Source organism: Campylobacter sp. CNRCH_2015_0814 (assembly GCF_025772765.1).
Taxonomy (GTDB): Bacteria; Campylobacterota; Campylobacteria; order Campylobacterales; family Campylobacteraceae; genus Campylobacter_D.
On record NZ_JAKMSR010000008.1, the window covers coordinates 68,820 to 91,536 of the forward strand.

Below are 22,717 nucleotides of genomic sequence, written 5' to 3' on the forward strand. Positions count from 1 at the left end.
CCTTAAGGCTTATTTTAAATGCTCTAATATATCCTCGCAAACCTTTCTAGGTTCTTTTGCTTTATAAATAGGTCTTCCAACCACAATAAAATCTGACAAATTATCCTTAGCACACTCTATATCAGCTACTCTTTTTTGATCATCTGAATTTTCTTTAAACGGACGAATTCCAGGCGTTAATGTAATAAATTTTGTACTTGTATTTTCTTTTATCAGCAAGCTTTCATATACTGAGCAAACCATACCATCAAGACCACTTTCATAACTAATTTTAGAAAAATCTTTAACAGCTTGTTTAATATCTTGTTTATACACACTAAAAAATTCTTGCTCATCAAAGCTAGTTAAAGCAGATACGGCAAGCACTAAAGGTCTTTTGCTTAAAGCATTTAAGCGCTCCATAATCATACACATAGCACTTTTACCTGCACTTGCATGGATATTAAACATATCTACATCAAGCTTAGCAAGTTCTTCACAAGCATCTGCCATAGTATTTGGTATATCATAAAGCTTTAAATCTAAAAAGATTTTAAAATTATCCACTTTTTTAATCGCTTCTAAAAGCTTTACTCCATCTCTTAAATACGATCTAAGCCCTATTTTAACCCAAAGATCTAAACCTTTTAATTCCTTGGCTAAATTTATACACTCATCATAGCTTGCCACATCAAAAGCCACACAAAGTTTCATTGCTTTTCCTTGTTGATTTTATCTAATACTCCATTGATAAATTTAGGAGCATTATCTCCTGCCATTTCTTTTGCAAGCTCTATGGCTTCATTAATAATAATCGCTTTTTGTGTAGAAGTAAATAAAATCTCATAAGCACCCAAACGCAAAATAGCCTTTTCTATACTAGCTACTCCATCTAACTTATGCTCTTTTAAACACTCATTAATTTTCTCATCAAGCAAAGTAAGTTGCTCATTAATACCATTATATAAATCTAGAGTGAATTTTCTTTGGTCATTGCGAATTTTTTTCTCATCTAAAAATTCATTAATAAAATCTTTATTTTCTTGGTTTAGCTGTGCTGCATAAAGCAAAGAAACAATACTTTGTCTTACTTGGTGTCTAGTAGCCATTTTAAGCCTTAATTTTTTGGATTAAATTAAGCATTTCAACCACAGTAAGCATAGCTTCAAAACCTTTATTACCTGCTTTACTACCTGCTCTTTCTATGGCTTGCTCTAAAGTATCAGTTGTTAAAACTCCAAAGCTTACAGGCACATTAGCTCCAAGCCCCACACTCGCTATACCTTTAGTAGTTTCAGCTGCTACATAATCAAAATGTGGCGTACTTCCACGAATTACCGCTCCAACACAACAAATTCCATCAAATTTTTTACTCTCACAAGCTTGTTTTAATGCAAAAGGAATTTCAAAAGCACCTGGCACTAAAATAAGACTTAAGTTCTCTTCCTTACCCCCATGTCTTAAAAAAGCATCTTTAGCACCTTCAACTAAACGATCTGTGATGATATGATTAAATCTTGCATTGATAATCGCAATTTTCTCATCACCTTTTAAACTTAAATTTCCCTCTATTATCTTCATATTTTTCCTTTTTTAAATGATTTCTTGAATTTTTAAAAGTGTATTTACGCAGTTTTTAAGTCTTGAAAGATCAAGCATATTTGGTCCATCACATAAAGCCTTACAAGGATCAATGTGTGTTTCAAAGAAAAATCCATCTACACCCACACTAGCAGCAGCTCTTGCTAAAGGCTCTACAAATTCACTTTTGCCTCCACTACTTCCACCATTTGCTCCTGGCATTTGCACACTATGAGTAGCATCAAAAACAACCGGAGCATACTTTCTCATGATAACCAAACTTCTCATATCTACAACTAAATTTCCATAACCAAAACTCGAACCTCTCTCAGCTACAAAAACCCCATTTTCTTTGGCTATTTCAAAACCTTCTTCGTTAACACCTCTAGTTTGTAAAATTTTAGCTACGCTGTATTTAATGTCTTCAGGGTTTAAAAATTGCCCCTTTTTTACATTTACCTTAGCTTTTGTTTTAGCAGCAGCCACCAATAAATCAGTTTGCCTGCATAAAAAGGCTGGAATTTGTAAAACATCTACAACCTCAGCCGCAATACTTGCTTGAGAACTCTCATGAATATCAGTTAAAATTTGCATGCCAAATTTATCTTTAACTTTTTGCAAAATTTCCAAGCCTTTTTCAATGCCTGGCCCTCTAAAACTATTAATACTAGTTCTGTTTGCTTTATCAAAACTTGATTTAAAATAAAAATCAATTCTATCATCTTTTAAAAAGCATTCAAGCTCTTGTGCAACCTTAAAAACAAGCTCTTCATTTTCTATCACACAAGGCCCTGCTATTAGTATCATTTTTTTCATCATTTTTTCCTTGTTTTTTTATTATTTTACTTTATTTTTATTATTTTCTTCAAGAGGAAAAACAAAATTTAAAATAATAGCTGTAATCCCACCTGCTGCAATCCCTGAAGAAAATAAAGTTTTAAACCACATTGGCATAAATTCTAAAATATCAGGATTATTAGAAACTCCAAGTCCTATACCCAAACTCATAGCTATGATGATAATAGAACGACGGTTTAAATTTTCTTTAGAGATAATCCTAACCCCCGTTGCAGCTATAGTACCAAACATCACTAAAGTTGCCCCACCTAAAATAGGTTCTGGAATTTGCAAAGTAATATCAGCCACAATAGGAAATAAACCCAAAATCATCAACATAAAAGCTACAATAAACCCTACATAGCGACTTGCAACACCTGTTAAAGCTATGACACCATTATTTTGCCCAAAACATGAGTTTGGAAAAGTATTAAAAAAGGCCGAAACAAAAGAATTAAAACCATTTGCCAAAACTCCACCTTTTAATCTTTTTGCATAAAGTTCACCTTTAACTGGCTGATTTGAAACTTCACTAGTAGCACTAATATCACCAATTGTTTCTAAAGAAGTTACCATAAAAACCAAAATCAAAGGTAAAATGAGATTATAATCAATACTCAAACCATAATGCAAAGGATCGGGTAAAAACATTAAAGGTAAATTTTCATTAAAATTAAAGCTAAAATTTTCAAAAGTCATAGCCACTAAAAGCCCTATTATCATAGCTATAAATAAAGAAGAAATTCTTATATATGCATTATTAAAGCGATTTAAAACAATAATGCTAAAAATCACAACTCCGGCTAATAATAAATTTTGCAAAGAACCAAACTCACCACTTGCCTTAGCCGCAAATCCACCTCCTGCACTCACAAGACCAACATTAATCAAACTAAGACCTATAATCATCACTACTATACCTGAAACCAAAGGCGAAATCACTCTTCTAATAAAAGGTAAAATTTGAGAAATAATCATTTCAGTGGTAGAACAAAGCATTAAAGTGCCAAAAATAGCCCCAAGCATTGCTTCTTGTGATAAACCATTATTTTTTAAAACAAGCCCACCTAGTATAATAGGCGCAACAAAGTTAAAACTAGTCCCTTGAATAGATAAAAGTCCACTCCCTATAGGACCCCAAGTTTTAATCTGTAAAAGCGAAGCAACACCTGAAGCAAAAAGTGACATGCATATAATTCTAGCTGTATTAGTATCATCTATTCCAAGACCCTTACAAATTAATAAAGCAGGTGTAATCACAGCCACAAACATAGCCATTAAATGCACCAAAGCAGCAAAAAAAGCTTTAGCAAAAGGCGGTTTATCTTCTAAACCATAAATTAAATCTATTTTATTTTCCATTTTTATTTCCTTTTGTTTGATTACTAACCAAAATAATTCCTCCTATAATAATGCTAAAAATTCCTATAAAAACCATCAAACTAGGAAATTCATCTCCTAATAATATGCCCAAAAATAAAGTAAAAACTACATCTATATAACTAACCCCAGCAACAACTCCTGCCTTTTTTGCCACCCCATAAGCTTTGGTAACATGAATTTGATACATTGCTCCAAAAACACCCATTAAAATAATAAAAATCCAAGCTTTAAAACTAGGCATAACAAAAGGAGCAATTAAAAAATCAAGTTCTTTTATTTCATAAAAAGAACCTATAATCATAGACATTAAAGGCATTAAAGTACCAATTAAAACGAAAGATAAAGCTATAAAAGGTGCTGGATATGATTTTCTAAGCTCTCTTACGCTAGTTAGTGCCAAGGCTGCACAAAAACCACTTAAAATTCCCAAAATACTATTTTTCAAATCAAAGCCTGAATGCATAGTACTATCTGCAAAAGGCTGACAAATTAACAATACTCCTATAAAAGCAATCAAAATCCCAAAACAAGCTTTTAATCCCAAGCTTTCTTTAAAAAATAAAAAAGCAATTAAAGCTATAAAAATCGGTGCTGTTTTTTGAAAAGCAAAAGCCCCACCTAAAGAAATATTAGAAACATTATAAAAGAAAAGATATAAAGCAATTGTCCCTATAACACCTCTAAAAATAAGCAAACCCAAACGACCGCCGCTTTTATGAAAATTTAATTTTGAAAGCGCATAAAGCATAAAAGCTGTGCCTATGATATTTCTAAAAAACATAATTTCAATCGATGATAATTCTTCACTAAGAATTTTTGCACAAGCACCTACAAGTGCAAATTCTATGGAAGCAATAATCATAAAATATATACCTAAATTTTTTTTAACTATTCTTAACATATAAATTCCATATAAAAATTCCCGTTATTTTAGTCTTTTTTGCTTAATTTTAAGGCAATTTTTATATAATCACAAATAAAAATTTAAAAATGAGTATTAATGCAAAGTATTATTTTAATAGGAAAACCAAATGTTGGCAAATCAAGTCTTTTTAATAGACTTGCAAGAAAGCGCATAGCTATCACCAGTGACATAAGTGGGACTACAAGAGATACTAACAAAATAGAAGTGGAAATTGATGGTAAAAGAGCCTTATTGATAGATAGTGGCGGACTTGATGAAAGCAATGAGCTTTTTAAAAATGTCAAAGCAAATTCATTAAAAGCTGCTAAAAATAGTGATATTATCTTTTATATGGTGGATGGAAAATTTCTGCCCGATGATGAAGATAAAGCTTTTTTTTATGAAATGAAAAAACTCAACAAACCTATAGCCTTAGTAATTAACAAGGTGGATAATAAAAAGGATGAAGAAAGATCTTGGGAATTTTCTAATTTTGGAGTAAAAGAAGTTTTTAATATCTCTGTTACACATAATATAGGCATTGATGAGCTTTGCATGTGGGCTGGTAAGTTTTTAAATGAAAGTTTTTTAAATGCAGATGAAGAAGAAGACTTTGAAAGCTATTTAGAAAATTTTGATGAAAATAGCGGAGATTTTAAGCTAAAAACTATCAATGAAAACCATATTAAAGTAGGAATTATCGGTAGGGTAAATGTAGGAAAATCAAGTCTTTTAAATGCTTTAGTTAAAGAAGAACGTAGCGTGGTAAGCGATATAGCAGGCACTACGATTGATCCTGTTAATGAAAGCATTATGCATAAAGATAAAATCATTGAGTTTGTAGATACTGCAGGGATTAGAAAACGTGGGAAAATACAAGGCTTGGAACGTTATGCGCTAAATAGAACTGAATATGCCCTAGCCAATGCTCAAATTGCACTTTTAGTGCTTGATGCAGCTGAGGGTTTTAATGAACTTGATGAGCGTATTGCAGGACTTGCTGCCAAGCATTGTCTAGGTGTGATTATCGTGCTTAATAAATGGGATAAAAGCGAGCTTGATTTTGATAGAACTTTAAAAGAATTAAAACTAGATCGTTTTAAATTTCTAGCTTATGCACCCGTTGTAAGCGTATCAGCTTTAAGCGGAAAAAGAGTACATGTACTTTTAGATAAAATCTTAGAAGTTTTTGCCAATTTTACACAAAAAATTCCAACTGCAAAATTAAATGCCTTGGTAGAAGAAGCCACAAGAGCCCACCCACTACCGCATGATTATGGTAAATTAGTAAAAATTTATTATGCGGTTCAATATGACTTAGCGCCTCCAAAAATAGCTCTAATCATGAACAGACCAAAAGCTTTGCATTTTAGCTATAAGCGCTATTTGCAAAATCAAATTAGAAAACAATTTAATTTTGAAGGTGTTCCTTTGATTTTAGCTTCAAGAAAAAAAGGTAGCAAAGATGAGCAAGAAGGATAATCTCCTTTTTGTAGGCTTTATGGGTTGTGGTAAAACAACCATAGCAAGAGCTTATGCTAAAAAATACAATAAAATATTTTTAGATACAGATAGTTTAATCAAAGAAAAATTTAATCTTGAAATTGATGAAATTTTTAAAACATATGGTGAAAAAAAATTCCGTAAAGAAGAGAAAAAACTTGTTTCTTTTTTAACTTGTGTGCAAGATTGCTCTATTGCAAGTGGTGGTGGTTTCATAGGACAAAAAAAACTAAAAGACATTGGGACAATTATATATTTAAAAGCAAGCTTTGATTATCTTTTGCAAAGATTAAGCAAGGAAGAATTAGCCACTAGGCCTTTACTTACAAATATAAATAATGCCAAAATTCTTTTTAATCAAAGGGCAAAAAAATATGAAAAAAAAGCAGATATTATAATTAACATTGAAAACAAAAGTATTAAAGAACTTATCAAAGAGATTAAAAAAGAGGTAAAATGAGAGTTATTACAGGATTGCAACCAAGTGGAGATTTACATATAGGCAATTATTTTGGCTCAATCAAACAAATGCTAAATATGCAAGAAGAAAATCAAATGTATATGTTTATAGCAAATTACCATGCTATGACTTCAAGTTTTGATGGTGAAAAACTCAGACAAAATTCACTCAAAGCTGCAGCAGCTTTTTTGAGTTTAGGGATTGATCCGCAAAAAAGCGTGTTTTGGTTGCAAAGTGATGTAAAAGAAGTAATGGAACTTTATTGGATTCTTTCTCAATTTACCCCAATGGGACTTTTAGAAAGAGCGCATAGCTATAAAGATAAAATCGCCAAAGGTTTAAATGCCAACCATGGACTTTTTTCTTACCCTGTTTTAATGGCTGCAGATATTTTGCTTTTTAATGCTCAAGTAGTTCCTGTAGGCAAAGATCAAATTCAACACGTTGAAATAGCAAGAGACATAGCCTTAAAAGTAAATAATGAATGGGGTGAAATTTTCACTCTACCTCAAGCTAAGGTTAATGATGAAGTTGCGGTAGTACCTGGCACTGATGGAGCCAAAATGAGTAAATCTTATCAAAATACAATCGATATTTTTAATACACCAAAAGCTATTAAAAAACAAATTTCTTCCATTGTTACAGATAGTACAGCTTTAGAAGATCCAAAAGATTGGCAAAATTGCAATATATTTAAAATCGCAAAATTATTTTTAGACAAAACAGAGCAAGAGGCTTTAAAAAGTCGTTATGAAAAAGGTGGCGAAGGTTATGGGCATTTTAAAATGTATTTAAATGAAATCATTAGTGAGTATTTTGCCTCGGCTAAGGAAGAATATGAAAAATTACTAGCTAATCCTTCAAAAATTGAGGAAATTTTAGAATTTGGAGCAAGTAAAGCAAAAAAACAAGCCCAAGAAACAATGGAAAAAATTTATGCTAAAATAGGACTATAAAAGGAGTTAGAATGTTAGATTTAAAACTTTTACAAAATAATTTCGATGAAATTGCACAAAAATTAAAAGCTAAAAAAGTGGATGAAAATTTACTCAAAGAACTGAGTGATTTATTTATAAATTTAAAAAAAGAAAAAGCACTTTTAGAAGAATTTCAAGCTTTTCAAAACAAATTTAGCAAAGAACTTGCAACAGCACAAGATAAAGAAAGCTTAAAAGCACAACTAAGTCAAAATAAAGAAAAAATTAATACTCAATCAAAAATCGTTAATGAATTAGAAGAAAAACTGGAGCAAATTGCTCTAGCAGTACCAAATACCCCTGATGATTGTGTGCCTTTTGGGGAAGATGAAGATGAGAATGTAGAATTAAAAAAAGTTCTTACCCCACCTAGTTTTGATTTTGAAATTAAAGAACATCATGATTTAGGAGAAAAATTAAATTGGCTTGATTTTACAAGAGGAGTTAAAATCTCGCAAAGTCGCTTTTGTGTACTTAAAAATGAAGGAGCTTTACTAAGTAGAGCCTTAGTAAATTATATGATAGATTTTAATAGAAGTAGAGGTTTTGAGTTAGTTAATGTGCCATTTTTAGTAAATAGTGCGACCATGTATGGTACTGGACAACTTCCTAAATTTAAAGATGATATGTATAAGGTAGAAAATGATGATTTATACCTCATTTCAACTTCTGAAATTCCTGTAACCAATCTTTATTCTAATGAAATTTTAACCCAAGAAGAATTACCTTTAAAAATGACTTGCTATAGCGCTTGTTTTAGACAAGAAGCAGGAAGTGCAGGTAGAGACACAAGAGGCATTATAAGACAACATCAATTTGAAAAAGTAGAACTTGTTAGTATATGCAAGCCTGATCAAAGCGAGCTAATGTTTGAAGAAATGCTAAATTGTGCTAGTGATTTGCTAAGCTCTTTAGGTCTAGCACACAGACATTTGATGCTTTGTACTGGAGATTTAGGATTTTCAGCTGCAAAAACAGTGGATTTAGAAGTTTGGCTTCCATCTCAAAATAAATACCGTGAAATTAGCTCTGTATCTAATTGTAAAGATTTTCAAGCAAGACGTGCAAAAATTCGCTTTAAAAACGATAAAGGCAAAAACGAATTAGTGCATACACTTAATGGCTCTTCACTAGCTGTTGGAAGAACCTTGGTAGCTATTATGGAAAACTATCAAGAAAAAGATGGAAATATAAGAATTCCTGATGTGTTAAGAAAATACTTTTAAGAGAAAACATGGCCGAAGAAGTAACACTTAAAGAACAAGACAACCAAGAAAAAGCTTTCTCTGAGTTAGATGAAAATCCAGGAGTAGAAGAACAAGCTATCCCTCCTGGCATGATACCTCCTGAATTAGAGGAGGAAGAAAGTACCTTTCAAAGAGTGGAAGAAGAACCTCAAGCACCACAACCTGAAGAGAAAAAAAAGCTTTTTGATAAAAAATTTATTATTTTAATTTCTGCACTTGGAGCTCTTGCTCTAATATTGCTTGTAGTTTTAATTTTACTCATAGTTTTCAAAGAAGATAAACAAGCTATTTTAAATACTCAAGTCTTAGATGATAATACTAGCTCAAGCATCACTAAAGTAAAACAATCAGCATTAGATCTTGTAGTACAAAAAGCAAATTTATTATATGAAAAAGGTGATGTAGAAAGTGCTTTAGAACTTTACAATAACATTAACATTTTTAATCAATCCCTATCTAGTTACAATCTTGGCGTAGCCCAAATGAAACAAAAAGATTATGCTAGCGCAATTGAAAATTTCAAGCAATCTTTAGAATTAGAAGAACACAAAGTGGCTGCTGCCATAAACACTGCTGTGTGTTATTTTAATCTTGGTAATAAAGAAAAATTTAATTATTATCTTGACTTAGCAAGAGTGCATTTACCACAAGATTCCAAATCATCTTTGTATGATTATTATCTAGGTTTAATTAATTATTATCAAGGATTTTACCCTGAAGCCTTGCAAATGTTTATGCGCTCAAACAACATCAATGGTTATCAAGGTGAATCTTATTATCTTGGAGCAAAAGTTTATGCTTTATTAAAATCAGAAAAAAACGCCATTGATTTTTTACAAAAACAAGAAGATTATGAAGCAAGCTTACCCTTAGGCTTATTATATGCAAAATCAGGAGACTATCAAAAAGCTAAAGAATATCTTGAAAAAGCCTCAAAGATAGGAGAACATGAAGCTAGAAGTAAGGTTGCTTTAGCCTTAGTTGAATTAAAAACCGGTCAATTTGAAAGTGGTGCGCAAATTTTAAAAGCTCTTTACATCAAAGATAAAGATATAGGTTCAAAATACTATAATATCAAAACAAGATTAAAAAGAAATTTTTCAAATATTGATATTGCCCAACAAAATTTTGCCAAGAGATTGATTACTGGAAAACAACAAATATATGATTTACTGTTTTACTTTTCACCATATCGTGTTTTTGATGTTAAACAAAGCATGGAGCTTATTACAAAGGCTGATTTGGGAAATTTTATACAAGGATATGAGTACGAAAATGAATTACTTGTTAAAAGTAAGGCTTTATCAGGGGTTAATATAGAATTATCTCATGCTATTAACTTAGCTTTTAATTTTCATCTAAGAGAAGCTAATCAAGAATTTAAAAACTTAAGTGAAATTTATCATGCTCATGATGTAATTCATTATAATCTTGCCCTAACTTACGCACAATTACAAGATTATAACAATGCTTACAAGCACTTTTCAACCGCATATCATTTAAATCCTAAAAATTATATTGCAGGAATTTTTGGCATATATTGTATGGATCTAGCAAAGAAAGATTATACAAAACTTGCTAATGAACTTTTAGAAAATCTCCAAGCAGATAATACCATTGATCAAAACAACAATATATATAAATATTTACTATATTTAGCTAAAAATGACTTTACTGCTACTATTCCTTACCTAGATAATCTTTCAAAAACTAATAACACACCTTTGGAGTTAATATTTGCTATTATAGCTGCAAATGGCAATAATCTTGAAACCCTAAGAAACCAAAAAATAAAAGAATTAAAAGATTTATTAAGTGAGGATATTATTAGCAATATTTTATATTTTAACTCCAAAAATATGAATTTAAATATCAAAGAATACGCCAAACAAGCTCAAATGTATTTTTTAAATACCAAACTTGATTATAATTCTTTATTTGGAGGAGCTGGGATAGTTAAAGATAGCTATGTAACGCTTATGCAAATAACAGGCTTGCTTAATCATGTTAGAAATGATATTAAAAAAAGACTAGCCATGAGTAATAAAAATTCCATTGGATTAATCTTTGCTCTAGCTTATGTAGATATATTTGCAAAAGAATACCAAGAAGCATATACACTTTATAATATTTTAATAGATGATTACAAAATTAAAGATGCTCAAACTTTATTTTTAGCCGCAGTTGCAGCAATAGGTTCAAATAATCCAAACTCAGCCATTGCTTTACTTGAACTTGCAAGATTAGAAAACGAAGAAACCTTAGAAGCAAGACTTGCTTTAGGACTTTTATACCATGAAGTGCAAAACCTAGAACCTGCTATGTTTCAGTATGAAAAAGTAGGCAATAACTTCGAAAGCAAATTCTTTACTTTTGATATCAAAAACTAGTATTTTCGTTACGAAAATACTAGTTATATAAAATCATATAATTTACTTAACACTTATAAAATCAGGATTATAATTTAAAAAGAAGTGGCTCCGGATGTAGGATTCGAACCTACGACCAATCGGTTAACAGCCGACTACTCTACCGCTGAGCTAATCCGGAACATCAATAAATAAGAAATGGTATTATATAAGAAAAAAATACTCTTGTCAAGAGTTTTTCGTAAAAAATTATATTTTTTTATAAAATTTCACTCCAGCTAGATTTTTTACAATAATTTTTTGCTCATTAAGTAGCTTTTCTAATATATCTTTGCTATATTGACTAAATTTGTTTTCTATATCAAATTCACTTTGAGCTCTAAGTTGCAACATTTTTAAAAGCTCTTGAGCATTAAAATCAATTTTTTCATCTTTATAATAATGCTTAGCAAGCACAACAGGGGCGCTATTAATATACATACTTAATTCTTCTAATTTTTCCATAGATACACCTTTAACAGGATAAGCTGGAGGTCTATCAATAGTGCTGAAATCTACTCTTAATGGCTTTATTTTATCAAATACCTCATTTAAAGCCAACATTTCTTCTTTATTGTCATTTAAATCTTGTACAACTAAAACTTCCATAACAAGCTCACCTAGAAATTTTTCCCTAAAAGTAATCATTTTATCAATCATTGCTTCAAGTTTAATTTGTTTTAGAGCTTTATCTATTCTATAAAATGTTTTTTCTTTAGCACTATCAAGACTAAATTTAACTACATCAATATCCAATAAAGCATTGAATGCATTTGGATTTAACACACCACTACCATTACTTAAAATCAAAAGTTTTTTATCTTGTTTTATTTTATTTAACTCACAAACTAATTCTTTTAAATAAGGATACAGACTAGGTTCACCATTTGCAGTTAATGTGAGAAAGTCAAATTTCACATCGCTAGCTAAAGATTGCTTTACCTGTTCTAAGATATCTTGAATTTTTGGATATACTAAAGATTTTTCCACAGGTTTTGCAGCTTGTAATTCACAATACACGCAGTCAAAATTACATTGTTTTTGATTTGGACTTAAATCAATCCCTAAAGAAAGTCCAAATCTTCTTGAGCTTATAGGTCCAAAGGTAATTTTATTCACTTTTGTGATTTCTCTTGAACTAGCTTGATAAAATATTTAGCATTTTCAACAGGAATATCAGGCAAAATACCATGTCCAAGGTTAAAAATATGCGCACCATCTTGCATGATATTTAAAATTTTATCTACACCCTGCTCAATAGCTTTTTTATCATACAATCTACAAGGCTCCATATTACCCTGTAAAGTATATTTAGCGCCTAGCTTTTCTTTTGCCAATTCTAAAGGCGTACTCCAATCTACACCAAAAACATCAAAATTTCCATTTATACCATCCAAAAATCCACTAACACCTTTAGGAAATAAAATCACGGGAATATGTGGATATTTTTCTTTAATAAAATTAGCAATTTCAAGCATGTATTTAAAAGAAAACTCAAAAAACACTTCTTTTTCTAAAGCACTTGCCCAACTATCAAATATTTGTATAGCATTAGCTCCTGCTTTAATTTGCTCTTGAACATAATGCTTTAAAGCTAAAGTAAGTTTAGATAAAATTTGATGTAAAAATTCAGGATTTTGATAAACTAATTTTTTGCATTTTGCATAATTTTTACTACCGCCACCCTCTATCATATAAGTAGCAATAGTCCAAGGACTTCCACAAAAACCAATCAAAGCTTTATCATGCACAAGTTTTTCTCTAGTAAGCGCTAGTGCATCATAAACATAAGAAAGATTTTTAATACTTTTTTCAGCATCTAATCTTTCCAAATCTTCCTTAGTTTTAATGGGATTTGAAAATACCGGCCCTTCGCCTTTTTCAAATTTTAAATCCATACCCATTTCTAAAGGCACCACTAAAATATCTGAAAAAATAATAGCTGCATCAACGCCCAAAATATCCACAGGTTGCAAAGTAACTTCACTTGCTTTTTTATAGTCCTTGCAAAGTGATAAAAAATCCCCAGCACTTGCTCTAACTTCCATGTACTCAGGCAGATATCTTCCTGCTTGACGCATCATCCAAACCGGAGTATAAGGAGTTGATTTTTTAAAACACGCATCAATAAAAATCATTTTTATTCCTTATTAATGATCACTTTTATGCAAGAAATAAAGCCCCACACAAAGAGCCAAAATAGAACCTGCTAAATAAGTCATATCCAAAACTGTATTAAGTTGCATTTGTAAAATTCTTTGAAAAAAATTTACAACTAAAACCATGATAATTACTTTTGCAAGCTTATCTTTTAGCTGATCCAAACTATGTACTTCTAAAACTTTTGACTGCTTTGTTTGTTTAAAATCCTCTATTTCGCTAATAAAAAGCTCATAAATTCCAAAAGAAAAAATAAATAAAACCAAAGCCATCAAATATAAATCCACAGCTCCTATAATCAAACCAACAATATCTTCATGCAAATCTACCGTAGAATTTGGCAACATAAAGTATTCAAATACATATTTTAAAACTTTAATCACATCATAACTTGCGATAAAAAATAAAACAAAAGCCCCTATTAAACCAAAAATCACAGGTAAAATAGTAACCAAACGACTTTTAACTAATAAATTCTCAAAAAATCTTTCTAGCATTTTTCTCCTTTTTAAACCAATTCTAGCCATTTTTGCGCAATACGCACTGCATTTGTAGCAGCTCCTACACGAATTTGATCAGCCACGCACCATAAATGTAAAATGTTTTTGTGATTAATATCACGTCTAATTCTTCCTACATAAGTTTCGTTAGTGTCACTTGTAAAAAGTGGCATAGGGTATTTTTTATTTTCTACATCATCAATCACAACAACACTTGGTGCCTTAGAAAGTATCTCTTTAACTTTAGCAACATCAACATCTTTTTCAAAATGCATAGTAATGGCTTCACTATGGCTTCTAAGCACAGGAACTCTTACGCAAGTTGCTGAAATTTCAAGTTTTTTATGCAATATTTTTTGCGTTTCATTTACCATTTTTAATTCTTCTTTGGTATAGCCATTGTCGCTAAAAACATCAATTTGAGGAATTAAATTTAAAGCCAAAGTATATGGAAAAGTTTTTGCTTCAAATTCATCCAATTTAAAAGCAAAAAAACTTTGCATTCCTTGAACTAGTTCTTCCATACCTTCTTTACCTGCGCCACTTGCTGCTTGATAAGTACTTACATCTACTCTTTTTAGATTAAATACATCATCAAGTGGTTTTAAAACATGTACCATTTGTATGGTAGAGCAATTTGGATTAGCAATAATCCCTGTTTTTTCCCAATCTTTAATATCTTCACTATTGCACTCAGGAACCACCAAAGGAACATTCTCATCCATTCTAAAATGACTCGTATTATCAATCACCACAGCACCACATTCTACTGCGTATTTTGCATACTCAGCACTTATATTTCCTCCAGCACTAAAAAAAGCAATATCTACAGGATTTTCTTTAAAAACACTTGGAGTTAATTCTTTTACTTTATAGCTTTTACCTCTAAATTCTACTTCACTACCTGCACTTTTTGCACTTGCTAATGGCAAAATACTTTCAACTGGAAAATCAAGCTCATCTAAGACATTTAAAAGTTCTTCACCAACTGCTCCTGTTGCACCTACAATAGCTATTTTTTTCATTGTCCGTCCTTTTTAAGTAATATTGTATTTTTTCATTTTTTCGCTAAAAATTTTCTCACTCATCCCTATAAGCTTAGCTGCTTCTGTAATATCTTGCGAATTTTTTAAAGCTTCTAAAATCAATTCTTTTTCAAGATTTTTAATATCTTTACTTTTTCTACTTTCTAAAAATAAATCTTGAGCACTAATCTCATCATTTTCACTTAAAATGCAAGCTCTTTGTATAATAGAAATCAATTCTCTAATATTACCTGGAAAATCATAAGCTAATAAAGCATCTTGTGCTTCTTGGCTTAAAGTTTTCTCATTAAAATCATATTCTTTACACGTATCAAGTAATACCTTTTGCGCAATTTGCAAAATTTCTTCTTGACGCTCTCTTAGCGGTGGTATATTAATAGGAATAGTATTAAGTCTATAATATAAATCTTGTCTAAATTCATTATCTGCAATCTTTTTTTCTATATGAGCATTAGTTGCACTGATAATTCTTACATCAATCTTTATACTTTTAGTACTCCCTAATCTTGTAATTTCTTTTTCTTGTAAAGCTCTTAATAATTTTGCTTGAATTTCATAAGGCATTTCACCTATTTCATCTAAAAACAAAGTGCCTTCATTAGCGAGCTCAAACAACCCTATTTTAGTAGTATTAGCATCAGTAAATGCACCTTTTTCAAAACCAAAAAGCTCACTTTCTATCAAATTTGATGGAATTGCTGCCATATTAATAGCCACAAAAGGTTTTTGTGCTCTTTTTGAATTTTTATGCACAAAATTTGCAAAAACTTCTTTACCTACCCCACTTTCTCCAAAAAAAAGCACACTTGCATCTGTCTTAGCAGCTTTTAAAGCCAAATTTAGACAATTTTCCAAAGCCTTAGAAGTACCATAAAAATCTTGATTTTCTTCTTTTTTAGAAGTCTTTTTATTTGTTTTTTTAGAAGTCTTTTCTTGAATTATTTTTGCGCGTTTTATTGCAGTTACTAAAGTATTAATATCAAATGGTTTTACTAGAAAATCTTTTACTCCAAGCCTTACTGCCTCTATAGCGCGATTTAGCGTTGCATTGCCTGTGATAATGATAAAATCATATTTATTCTCACAAGCTTGTACAAATTCAATACCATCCATACCCGGCATATTAATATCTGTAATAATTAAATCAACATCATCATTTAATTTTTTTAGCGCTTCAGTTGCTGATTTATAGGATTTTATAGTAAATTCTTCATACTCACCCAAAGCTATTTCGAGTGATTTTCTCATATTTATATCATCTTCAACTATAACTAAATTCATCTCAAACCTTAAGCTAAAATACCTTTTTTAGGACCACTTTTACCATGACATTCTTTATATTTTTTGCCACTACCACAAGGACAAGGTGAATTTCTAGGCACTTTAGTAATTTGTGCTTCACCGTTTTCATTAATACCACTTTCTGTAGTATTTGATAAAAACTGCTCATTTTGTTCATGGCTTTTTTCTTCAAAATTTTGTGCTTCTTTTTGAGTAAAAACTACATTAAATAACAATTTTAAACTGTCAAATTTAATACGCTCAACAAGCTCCATGAAAAGATTATAACTTTCTTTTTTATACTCCACTAAAGGATCTTTTTGGTTATAACTTCTTAAACCTATACCAGTTTTTAAAATATCCATTTGGTATAAATGTTCTCTCCATAGATTATCTAAAATTTGAAGATATAAAATTCTTTCAATTCTTCTAGCTTCCTTATCTTCAATAATACTCATTTTGTCTTTATAAGCTTTTTCTAAAATTTCACTTAATTTGTTTTCTACTTCAATCGTACCTAAATCTTTAAAATCAGCTTCGTTTAGTTCAAGGTTACACTCATAACTTACTTTTTGCTTTAAGCTTTCAAAATGTTTAACATCATCTTCAAGCTCTGCATTTAGATAAATTTGACTTACCAAATGATTGCTATATTCAACAATATTTTTTAAAATTTTATCTTGCAAATCAAATTCTTCATCTAGTAATTCATTTCTATAATTATAGATAGTCTTTCTTTGCTCATTAGCCACATCATCATATTCAAGCAAATGTTTTCTACTTTCAAAATGTAAACTTTCAACTTTTTTTTGAGCATTTTCTACAGCTCTTGTAACAATGCGACTTTCTATATGCTCACCCTCTTCTATACCCAATCTTTCCATGATATTTTTAATGCGATCACCGCCAAAAATTCTCAAAAGATTATCCTCTAAACTTAAATAAAATCTACTTACACCAGGATCACCTTGACGCCCTGCACGACCACGAAGTTGATTATCTATTCTTCTACTTTCATGGCGTTCAGTTCCTATGATATAAAGCCCTCCTAAAGCTCTTATTTCATCATCTATTTTTATATCAACGCCACGACCTGCCATATTAGTGGCTATGGTTACTGCACCTTTTTTACCCGCATCTTGGATAATCAAAGCTTCTTGCTCGTGATTTTTAGCGTTAAGCACATGATGAGGAATGCGTTCTTTTACAAGCATATTATGAAATACTTCACTTCTTTCAATACTTGCAGTCCCTACTAAAACCGGTTGACCTTTTGCATTTGCTTTTTTTATCTCTTCAATAACTGCTTTAAATTTTTCTTCTTGAGTTTTATAAATCAAATCATCTTTATCTATTCTTGCAACCGGTATATTTGTAGGTATAGAAACTACATCTAAATTATATATTTGAGAAAATTCTGTTGCCTCAGTTTGTGCAGTACCTGTCATACCTGCTAATTTTTTATACATTCTAAAATAATTTTGGAAAGTAATATCTGCTAAAGTTTGACTTTCTTCCTGAATTTTTACTCCTTCTTTAGCCTCTAACGCTTGGTGCAAGCCATCACTAAAGCGTCTTCCTTCACTTAGCCTTCCTGTAAATTCATCAACAATTACAACTTCTTTATCTCTTAATACATAATGCACATCTTTTTCAAATAAATTATGTGCTTTTAAAGCTTGATCAAGCTGATGGGCTAATATTGCATTATCTAAGCTATATAAATTTTCCACTCCAAATAATTTTTCTGCCTTAGAAATTCCAACCTCTGTAATCATGATAGTTCTATTTTTCTCATCAACAACAAAATCTCCACTTGGTAATTCTTGAGGAGTAGTCGCTGCTTGGCCTTTTTGCATTTGTTTTGCTACTTCATTTGCTTTAATATAACCATCTAAAGTTCTATTTGTAGGTCCACTTATAATAAGCGGAGTTCTTGCTTCATCTATTAAAATACTATCTACTTCATCAACTATAACAAAATTATGCTCTCTTTGTACTTTTTCAAGCTTTGAAAATTTCATATTATCACGCAAATAATCAAAGCCAAATTCATTATTTGTACCATAAGTTATATCACACTCATAAGCTTTTTTATGTGCTTCATCGCTATTTTGCTCTGAAAGTATCACACCTACACTAAAACCTAAAAAATTATAAATAGCACTCATTTGCCCTGCATCTCTTTTGGCTAAATAATCATTTACGGTAACTACGTGCACACCCTTACCGCTCATAGCATTTAATACAACAGGTAAAGTTGCAACCAAGGTTTTACCTTCCCCGGTTTTCATTTCAGCGATTTTTCCCTCATGTAAAACCATACCACCGATTAATTGCACATCAAAATGACGCATATTAAGCGTTCTTTTTCCTACTTCCCTAACTATTGCAAAAACATCATTTAGTATTTGGTCTAAAGTTTTTTCTTCTTTTTGAATTTGTGTTTTAAAATCTATAAAATTTTGTTTTAATTCATCATCACTTAAATTTTGGTATTTTGACTCTAAAGCATTAATTTGCGCAACTCTCTTTAAATATTTTTTTACTTCTCGATCGTTTTTTGTGCCAAATATTGCTTTAAATACACTAGAAAACATTTTTTTACCTTTAATTACAAAAATATATGCTAGATTATACCTTGATTTTAATTAGAACTATATAAAATTTTATTTGCATAAATTTTATATAATTTGTAAAATTTTTAAAGGATAATTATGAAATATTTTGTATTTTTAATGATATTTGCTTGTAATATTTTTGCTTTTGATATAAATTTTAAAAATTTTAGCAGTGATTTTGAACAAAAAGTGCAAAGTAATAATTCTTCGCTAAATTACAAAGGAAATTTTATCATCACTCAAAATAAAGCCTTTTGGAATTATACTAAGCCGAATAAAAAGCAAATTTATATCAACAACAAAGAAGTTGTTATCATAGAACCTGAATTAGAACAAGCCATTTATACTCAATTGCAAAATTTACCAAATCTTCAAGCAATTTTTAAAAATGCAAAATTAATATCTCATGAAAATTATGAAGCAAAATACGAAAATATCATATATAATATCAAACTAGAAAACGGTAGCCTTAACAGTATTTCTTATAAAGATGAATTAGGAAATTTAGTTAGTATTTATTTTTACAACCAAAAATTTGATCAAAATATCAACGATAATATTTTTATACCAAAAATTCCAAGCCATTTTGATATAATCCATTAATCAAAATGGTATCTCTTTAAACAAATCTTGTTCTTTGCTTGGTGCTAACATTTGCATTTGAGCATTTTCCATAGTTTTTAAAATCATATCCATAGCTTCTTTGCTTGTATTAGTATCTTGATTAAAACTTATATTACTATCTTTAATACTGTTTGTTTGAGTAGCATTTATGTCTTTTGGCTGGGTATTATTTTGATCTGAAGTTTTAGCAACTTTAAGAATATTTTGAATTTCTTCTTGCTTAGCAGTTTCTTTTAAATCTTCTTCCTTTTTTTCTAAATCTTTTACAAAACGCTTAAGCTCTTCTATATCAAATTGAGCCACTGAGTTAATTTTTAAAATATAAATGTTTTTTATTTGGGTTTTGTATTTTTTATTGCTAAATTTAAGCAAAGTTTCTTTGAAGTTATTTTTACCCACTTCTGTAAACAAATCTTCATAAAAATAACTAGATACAATAGTATTTAATGCGTCTGTAATTTTCTTTTGTTCTAAATTTTCTCCCTCAAAATCTAAAGTCATTTCAATCTTTTTTAAAGTATTATTTCCAGCTTTTGAATACAAATCCGTTCTAAAATCTTCTATACTCAAAGAATTGGCGTAAATACTACAAAAAGAAAAAAATAAAATTACTGCCCATCTCATAATCACTCCCTATCTTCTTCTAAATTTATAAACTTTTCTTGCAGATAAAATCGCTTTACCTCTTTATCAAATTTTAAAATTTTTAAAAAATAATCCTCAAAAGGCATTTTATAATTATATATTATTTTTAAATTACTTGGATTAATGGCTCTTGATAAACATACATATAATTGTCCTTTTTCAAAAATTCCATCAATATTACATATTAATTTATCTATACTCATACCTTGAGATTTATGGATTGTTATAGCATAAGCTAATTTTATAGGAAATTGAACAAATTTAGCTTTTGTCTTAACTTCTAGTTTTTCATCTTTGTCTAACTCATACTCTTCTAAGGTATATTCATATGGTTTTAATTTCAATCTTTCACCATTATTTTTTTCTATCAGAATATATTCTTGCTCTTTATCTTTTATAAAATCTAAAACAACACCTTGCTCCCCATTGTAATAATTTTCTTCTTTATTATTCACACAAAAAATAATCTTAGCACCTATTTTTAATTTTAACTCACTCAAAGAATTAAGTCCATTAATCCACTGCTCGTAAGTTTTATCATCTAAGGTACAATCTAGTTTTTCAGCTTTTGCTTTAAATATACTTTCTTTACCTTGCAAAAGATTTAATTTTTCAGTATTAATATGATTAGTCTTTTTATTGGTAGCGCATAATAAAGTATACTCATCCATATACTCAAGTAAATTTTTTGAACTAATTAACATTTTTTTAAAGAAATTCAATATTTCTTTATTTGTTTCACCCATTCTAAGAAAAAACAAATATTCGTAAAATTGTTTATCTAAAGTTCTTTTTGTAACACTAAGTTTTAAATTAATAAATTTAAGATCGTTCCAGGCTTGTGAAGAAAAAGCATATAAAGTATTTTGAAATAAAGTACTTTGAATTTGATTTTCTTTATGCTTAACCACGGGTGGAAGTTGAAAAAAATCTCCAACTAATAAAATTTTACCATTAAAACCACTTCTTGATAATCTATAATAAATCATTTCCATCAACGAAGCACTTACCATAGAGATTTCATCAATAACCAATAAATCGCATTGTTTTAAAATTCTCTTTAATTTTTCTAGTTTATCTTTTTGCTTTCTATCTTCATAATATAACTCATCATAATTTTGACATCTTTTAAAAGCAAAAAAACTATGCAAAGTAACCCCACCTATATTAAAAGCACTAAGAGCAGTAGAACCCAATACAATAACAATGTTTCCTTGAACTCTATAAGATTTTATAAGTTCCATAGTTAAAAAAGACTTACCAACACCTGCACCACCACTTAAAAATACATTATTATTTTTTAAAAAAAATCTTAATTTATCTACAACTAAGTTCAAGCTACTCTTTCATGCAAGATATTATCAACATCATTGGCCTATGCCATTCTTTTTTAAATTCATTTTTGAATTCAGGAAAAAGATTGATAATTTTATTAGAAGGCTTTGGCTCAATAATATTGGTTATTTTAAAATTATTTTGCAATAAGGGAGAAATATAACTTGTTAAGGTACGGTGATATTTAACCACACCCTCACCTAAAAAATTATATTTATTTTTATTTTCATAAAAATAATTTTTAATAGGAAAAAATTGAATATCCCCATTATTATCATATATAAAATCTTGGGAAATATTTGCGGTAAAAACAGGATGCTCAACACTAAAAACCAAACTACCATTTTTATTAAGAAGATTTGAAATATTAAAAATTAATTTTTCATAATCCTTTATATAATGAAAAACTAAAGAACTAATAACTATATCAAATTTCATATTTTGTAAGTCAGTGATTTTATCTATTTCTTCACAAGAACCTCTATAAAAGGATATTTTATTTTTATATTTACTTGTTTTAGTCTTAGCTTTATCTAACATTTTTAAAGATAAATCAATAGCAAAAACTTTTTTAGCCCCATTTTCTAAAGCATAAATACTATGCCATCCATATCCACAACCTAAGTCTAATATAACTTTATCTTTTAAACTTGGTAAACATGTTTTAAAATCTTCCCATTCACCAGCACCATCCAATCCTACTTTAGATCTTAGCATTAAGGCATATTTATCAAAAAAAATATTATCATCATACTTATTATCTAACATCATACATCCTTATAATAGTTTTATTATATCAAAACTTTTCATTTAAAATTTCATCAAAAAACCAAACCTTCTAATTCTTAATAAACACCCTATCTAATCTAATCAATACAAATTAATTAAAAATTTTCACAATATAACTAAATAGCATATAAAACTAAAATTTATAAACTAATAAAAAAATAAATAATTAAAAACTAGAAATTAAAAATTCACCTACAGTCAATAACCAAGCTGACTAAAAAACACAAATAAAACCCGTAAAAAACAAAAAACTATAAATAACTAAGAGCCATAAAGAAATATAAGAAAAATAAGAAAAATAAGAAAAATAAGAAAAATAAGAAAAATAAGAAAAATAAGAAAAATTTAAAAATAAGAAAAATTTAAAAATAAAAATCAATAATAATTAAAAAAATAAACTAATTTAAAAGTTAAACCAATCCAAAAATAAACCAATT

21 protein-coding genes and 1 tRNA gene are annotated in these 22,717 nt (G+C 29.5%); 6 read left to right on the forward strand and 16 right to left on the reverse strand.

Annotated features, from left to right (window positions below; genetic code table 11):
* Positions 1 to 9: 9 nt before the first annotated feature.
* From pyrF to L8X24_RS05870, 6 genes are read right to left on the reverse strand one after another with little or no spacing between them, the layout of a single operon-like run.
* A complete protein-coding gene (gene pyrF / locus L8X24_RS05845; protein WP_263664007.1) occupies positions 10 to 693 on the reverse strand; it encodes an orotidine-5'-phosphate decarboxylase in 684 nt (227 codons plus the stop codon).
* On the reverse strand, positions 690 to 1,088 hold the full coding sequence (gene nusB / locus L8X24_RS05850) for a transcription antitermination factor NusB (RefSeq protein WP_263659333.1): 399 nt from the start codon (positions 1,086 to 1,088) through the stop codon (positions 690 to 692). Before nusB ends, pyrF begins: the two co-directional genes overlap by 4 nt.
* 1 nt (position 1,089) lies before the next feature.
* A complete protein-coding gene (gene ribE / locus L8X24_RS05855) occupies positions 1,090 to 1,560 on the reverse strand; it encodes a 6,7-dimethyl-8-ribityllumazine synthase (protein ID WP_012661257.1) in 471 nt (156 codons plus the stop codon).
* Between the two features lie 12 nt (positions 1,561 to 1,572).
* A complete protein-coding gene (gene kdsA / locus L8X24_RS05860) occupies positions 1,573 to 2,376 on the reverse strand; it encodes a 3-deoxy-8-phosphooctulonate synthase (RefSeq protein WP_263664008.1) in 804 nt (267 codons plus the stop codon).
* Positions 2,377 to 2,397: 21 nt separating this feature from the next.
* A complete protein-coding gene (locus L8X24_RS05865; RefSeq protein WP_263664009.1) occupies positions 2,398 to 3,759 on the reverse strand; it encodes a uracil-xanthine permease family protein in 1,362 nt (453 codons plus the stop codon).
* Entirely contained in the window at positions 3,749 to 4,681 is a 933-nt protein-coding gene (locus L8X24_RS05870; RefSeq protein WP_263664010.1) for a DMT family transporter, read from the reverse strand. The genes L8X24_RS05865 and L8X24_RS05870 overlap by 11 nt, the downstream gene beginning before the upstream one ends.
* 99 nt (positions 4,682 to 4,780) lie before the next feature.
* On the opposite strand from L8X24_RS05870, the gene der reads away from it, so the two are divergent.
* From der to L8X24_RS05895, 5 genes are read left to right on the forward strand one after another with little or no spacing between them, the layout of a single operon-like run.
* Complete coding sequence (gene der, locus L8X24_RS05875) at positions 4,781 to 6,166, forward strand: ribosome biogenesis GTPase Der (RefSeq protein WP_263664011.1); 1,386 nt, start codon at positions 4,781 to 4,783, stop codon at positions 6,164 to 6,166.
* Positions 6,150 to 6,647, forward strand: coding sequence for a shikimate kinase (locus tag L8X24_RS05880; protein ID WP_263664012.1), 498 nt, complete (start codon positions 6,150 to 6,152; stop codon positions 6,645 to 6,647). Before der ends, L8X24_RS05880 begins: the two co-directional genes overlap by 17 nt.
* Entirely contained in the window at positions 6,644 to 7,603 is a 960-nt protein-coding gene (trpS, locus tag L8X24_RS05885; protein WP_263664013.1) for a tryptophan--tRNA ligase, read from the forward strand. Before L8X24_RS05880 ends, trpS begins: the two co-directional genes overlap by 4 nt.
* An 11-nt stretch (positions 7,604 to 7,614) precedes the next feature.
* A complete protein-coding gene (serS, locus tag L8X24_RS05890) occupies positions 7,615 to 8,850 on the forward strand; it encodes a serine--tRNA ligase (protein ID WP_263664014.1) in 1,236 nt (411 codons plus the stop codon).
* A gap of 8 nt (positions 8,851 to 8,858) precedes the next feature.
* A complete protein-coding gene (locus tag L8X24_RS05895; RefSeq protein ID WP_263664015.1) occupies positions 8,859 to 11,261 on the forward strand; it encodes a tetratricopeptide repeat protein in 2,403 nt (800 codons plus the stop codon).
* Between the two features lie 85 nt (positions 11,262 to 11,346).
* On the opposite strand, the gene L8X24_RS05900 is transcribed toward L8X24_RS05895, so the two are convergent.
* The 7 genes from L8X24_RS05900 to secA all read right to left on the reverse strand — a co-directional run bounded on the left by L8X24_RS05900 (position 11,347) and on the right by secA (position 18,866).
* Positions 11,347 to 11,421 (reverse strand) — tRNA-Asn (locus L8X24_RS05900).
* A gap of 68 nt (positions 11,422 to 11,489) precedes the next feature.
* The gene (locus tag L8X24_RS05905; protein ID WP_263664016.1) at positions 11,490 to 12,398 is read right to left on the reverse strand and encodes a radical SAM protein; all 909 of its coding nucleotides are present in this window, start codon (positions 12,396 to 12,398) and stop codon (positions 11,490 to 11,492) included.
* Positions 12,395 to 13,417, reverse strand: coding sequence for a uroporphyrinogen decarboxylase (gene hemE / locus L8X24_RS05910; protein WP_263664017.1), 1,023 nt, complete (start codon positions 13,415 to 13,417; stop codon positions 12,395 to 12,397). The genes L8X24_RS05905 and hemE overlap by 4 nt, the downstream gene beginning before the upstream one ends.
* A gap of 12 nt (positions 13,418 to 13,429) precedes the next feature.
* Positions 13,430 to 13,936: a YqhA family protein gene (locus L8X24_RS05915; protein ID WP_012661246.1), complete on the reverse strand. Its 507-nt coding sequence runs from the start codon at positions 13,934 to 13,936 to the stop codon at positions 13,430 to 13,432.
* An 11-nt stretch (positions 13,937 to 13,947) separates the two neighbouring features.
* A complete protein-coding gene (locus L8X24_RS05920; protein ID WP_263664018.1) occupies positions 13,948 to 14,964 on the reverse strand; it encodes an aspartate-semialdehyde dehydrogenase in 1,017 nt (338 codons plus the stop codon).
* A gap of 12 nt (positions 14,965 to 14,976) precedes the next feature.
* The gene (locus tag L8X24_RS05925) at positions 14,977 to 16,266 is read right to left on the reverse strand and encodes a sigma-54-dependent transcriptional regulator (protein WP_263664019.1); all 1,290 of its coding nucleotides are present in this window, start codon (positions 16,264 to 16,266) and stop codon (positions 14,977 to 14,979) included.
* Positions 16,267 to 16,274: 8 nt separating this feature from the next.
* On the reverse strand, positions 16,275 to 18,866 hold the full coding sequence (gene secA, locus L8X24_RS05930; RefSeq protein ID WP_263664020.1) for a preprotein translocase subunit SecA: 2,592 nt from the start codon (positions 18,864 to 18,866) through the stop codon (positions 16,275 to 16,277).
* 117 nt (positions 18,867 to 18,983) lie between these two features.
* Here secA and lolA point away from each other — a divergent pair, with 117 nt between their 5' ends.
* Complete coding sequence (gene lolA / locus L8X24_RS05935; RefSeq protein WP_263664021.1) at positions 18,984 to 19,490, forward strand: LolA-like outer membrane lipoprotein chaperone; 507 nt, start codon at positions 18,984 to 18,986, stop codon at positions 19,488 to 19,490.
* Here the strand turns inward: lolA and L8X24_RS05940 are convergent, their stop codons facing one another.
* The 3 genes from L8X24_RS05940 to L8X24_RS05950 are packed head-to-tail and all read right to left on the reverse strand — an operon-like array spanning position 19,491 to position 22,259.
* Positions 19,491 to 20,135, reverse strand: a complete 645-nt coding sequence (locus tag L8X24_RS05940) for a flagellar basal body-associated FliL family protein (protein ID WP_263664022.1) — start codon at positions 20,133 to 20,135, stop codon at positions 19,491 to 19,493. It abuts the gene before it with no gap.
* A gap of 2 nt (positions 20,136 to 20,137) precedes the next feature.
* Entirely contained in the window at positions 20,138 to 21,493 is a 1,356-nt protein-coding gene (locus L8X24_RS05945) for an ATP-dependent DNA helicase (protein ID WP_263664023.1), read from the reverse strand.
* Position 21,494: 1 nt separating this feature from the next.
* The gene (locus L8X24_RS05950) at positions 21,495 to 22,259 is read right to left on the reverse strand and encodes a class I SAM-dependent methyltransferase (RefSeq protein WP_263664024.1); all 765 of its coding nucleotides are present in this window, start codon (positions 22,257 to 22,259) and stop codon (positions 21,495 to 21,497) included.
* Positions 22,260 to 22,717 lie beyond the last annotated feature (458 nt).

What these genes read in the sequence shown, in the direction of transcription:
- pyrF (WP_263664007.1), bottom strand. Translation starts at nt 693, where the DNA reads ATGAAACTTTGTGTGGCTTTTGATGTGGCAAGCTATGATGAGTGTATA.
- nusB (WP_263659333.1), bottom strand. Translation starts at nt 1,088, where the DNA reads ATGGCTACTAGACACCAAGTAAGACAAAGTATTGTTTCTTTGCTTTAT.
- ribE (WP_012661257.1), bottom strand. Translation starts at nt 1,560, where the DNA reads ATGAAGATAATAGAGGGAAATTTAAGTTTAAAAGGTGATGAGAAAATT.
- kdsA (WP_263664008.1), bottom strand. Translation starts at nt 2,376, where the DNA reads ATGAAAAAAATGATACTAATAGCAGGGCCTTGTGTGATAGAAAATGAA.
- L8X24_RS05865 (WP_263664009.1), bottom strand. Translation starts at nt 3,759, where the DNA reads ATGGAAAATAAAATAGATTTAATTTATGGTTTAGAAGATAAACCGCCT.
- L8X24_RS05870 (WP_263664010.1), bottom strand. Translation starts at nt 4,681, where the DNA reads ATGTTAAGAATAGTTAAAAAAAATTTAGGTATATATTTTATGATTATT.
- der (WP_263664011.1), top strand. Translation starts at nt 4,781, where the DNA reads ATGCAAAGTATTATTTTAATAGGAAAACCAAATGTTGGCAAATCAAGT.
- L8X24_RS05880 (WP_263664012.1), top strand. Translation starts at nt 6,150, where the DNA reads ATGAGCAAGAAGGATAATCTCCTTTTTGTAGGCTTTATGGGTTGTGGT.
- trpS (WP_263664013.1), top strand. Translation starts at nt 6,644, where the DNA reads ATGAGAGTTATTACAGGATTGCAACCAAGTGGAGATTTACATATAGGC.
- serS (WP_263664014.1), top strand. Translation starts at nt 7,615, where the DNA reads ATGTTAGATTTAAAACTTTTACAAAATAATTTCGATGAAATTGCACAA.
- L8X24_RS05895 (WP_263664015.1), top strand. Translation starts at nt 8,859, where the DNA reads ATGGCCGAAGAAGTAACACTTAAAGAACAAGACAACCAAGAAAAAGCT.
- hemE (WP_263664017.1), bottom strand. Translation starts at nt 13,417, where the DNA reads ATGATTTTTATTGATGCGTGTTTTAAAAAATCAACTCCTTATACTCCG.
- L8X24_RS05915 (WP_012661246.1), bottom strand. Translation starts at nt 13,936, where the DNA reads ATGCTAGAAAGATTTTTTGAGAATTTATTAGTTAAAAGTCGTTTGGTT.
- L8X24_RS05920 (WP_263664018.1), bottom strand. Translation starts at nt 14,964, where the DNA reads ATGAAAAAAATAGCTATTGTAGGTGCAACAGGAGCAGTTGGTGAAGAA.
- L8X24_RS05925 (WP_263664019.1), bottom strand. Translation starts at nt 16,266, where the DNA reads ATGAATTTAGTTATAGTTGAAGATGATATAAATATGAGAAAATCACTC.
- secA (WP_263664020.1), bottom strand. Translation starts at nt 18,866, where the DNA reads ATGTTTTCTAGTGTATTTAAAGCAATATTTGGCACAAAAAACGATCGA.
- lolA (WP_263664021.1), top strand. Translation starts at nt 18,984, where the DNA reads ATGAAATATTTTGTATTTTTAATGATATTTGCTTGTAATATTTTTGCT.
- L8X24_RS05940 (WP_263664022.1), bottom strand. Translation starts at nt 20,135, where the DNA reads ATGAGATGGGCAGTAATTTTATTTTTTTCTTTTTGTAGTATTTACGCC.
- L8X24_RS05950 (WP_263664024.1), bottom strand. Translation starts at nt 22,259, where the DNA reads ATGTTAGATAATAAGTATGATGATAATATTTTTTTTGATAAATATGCC.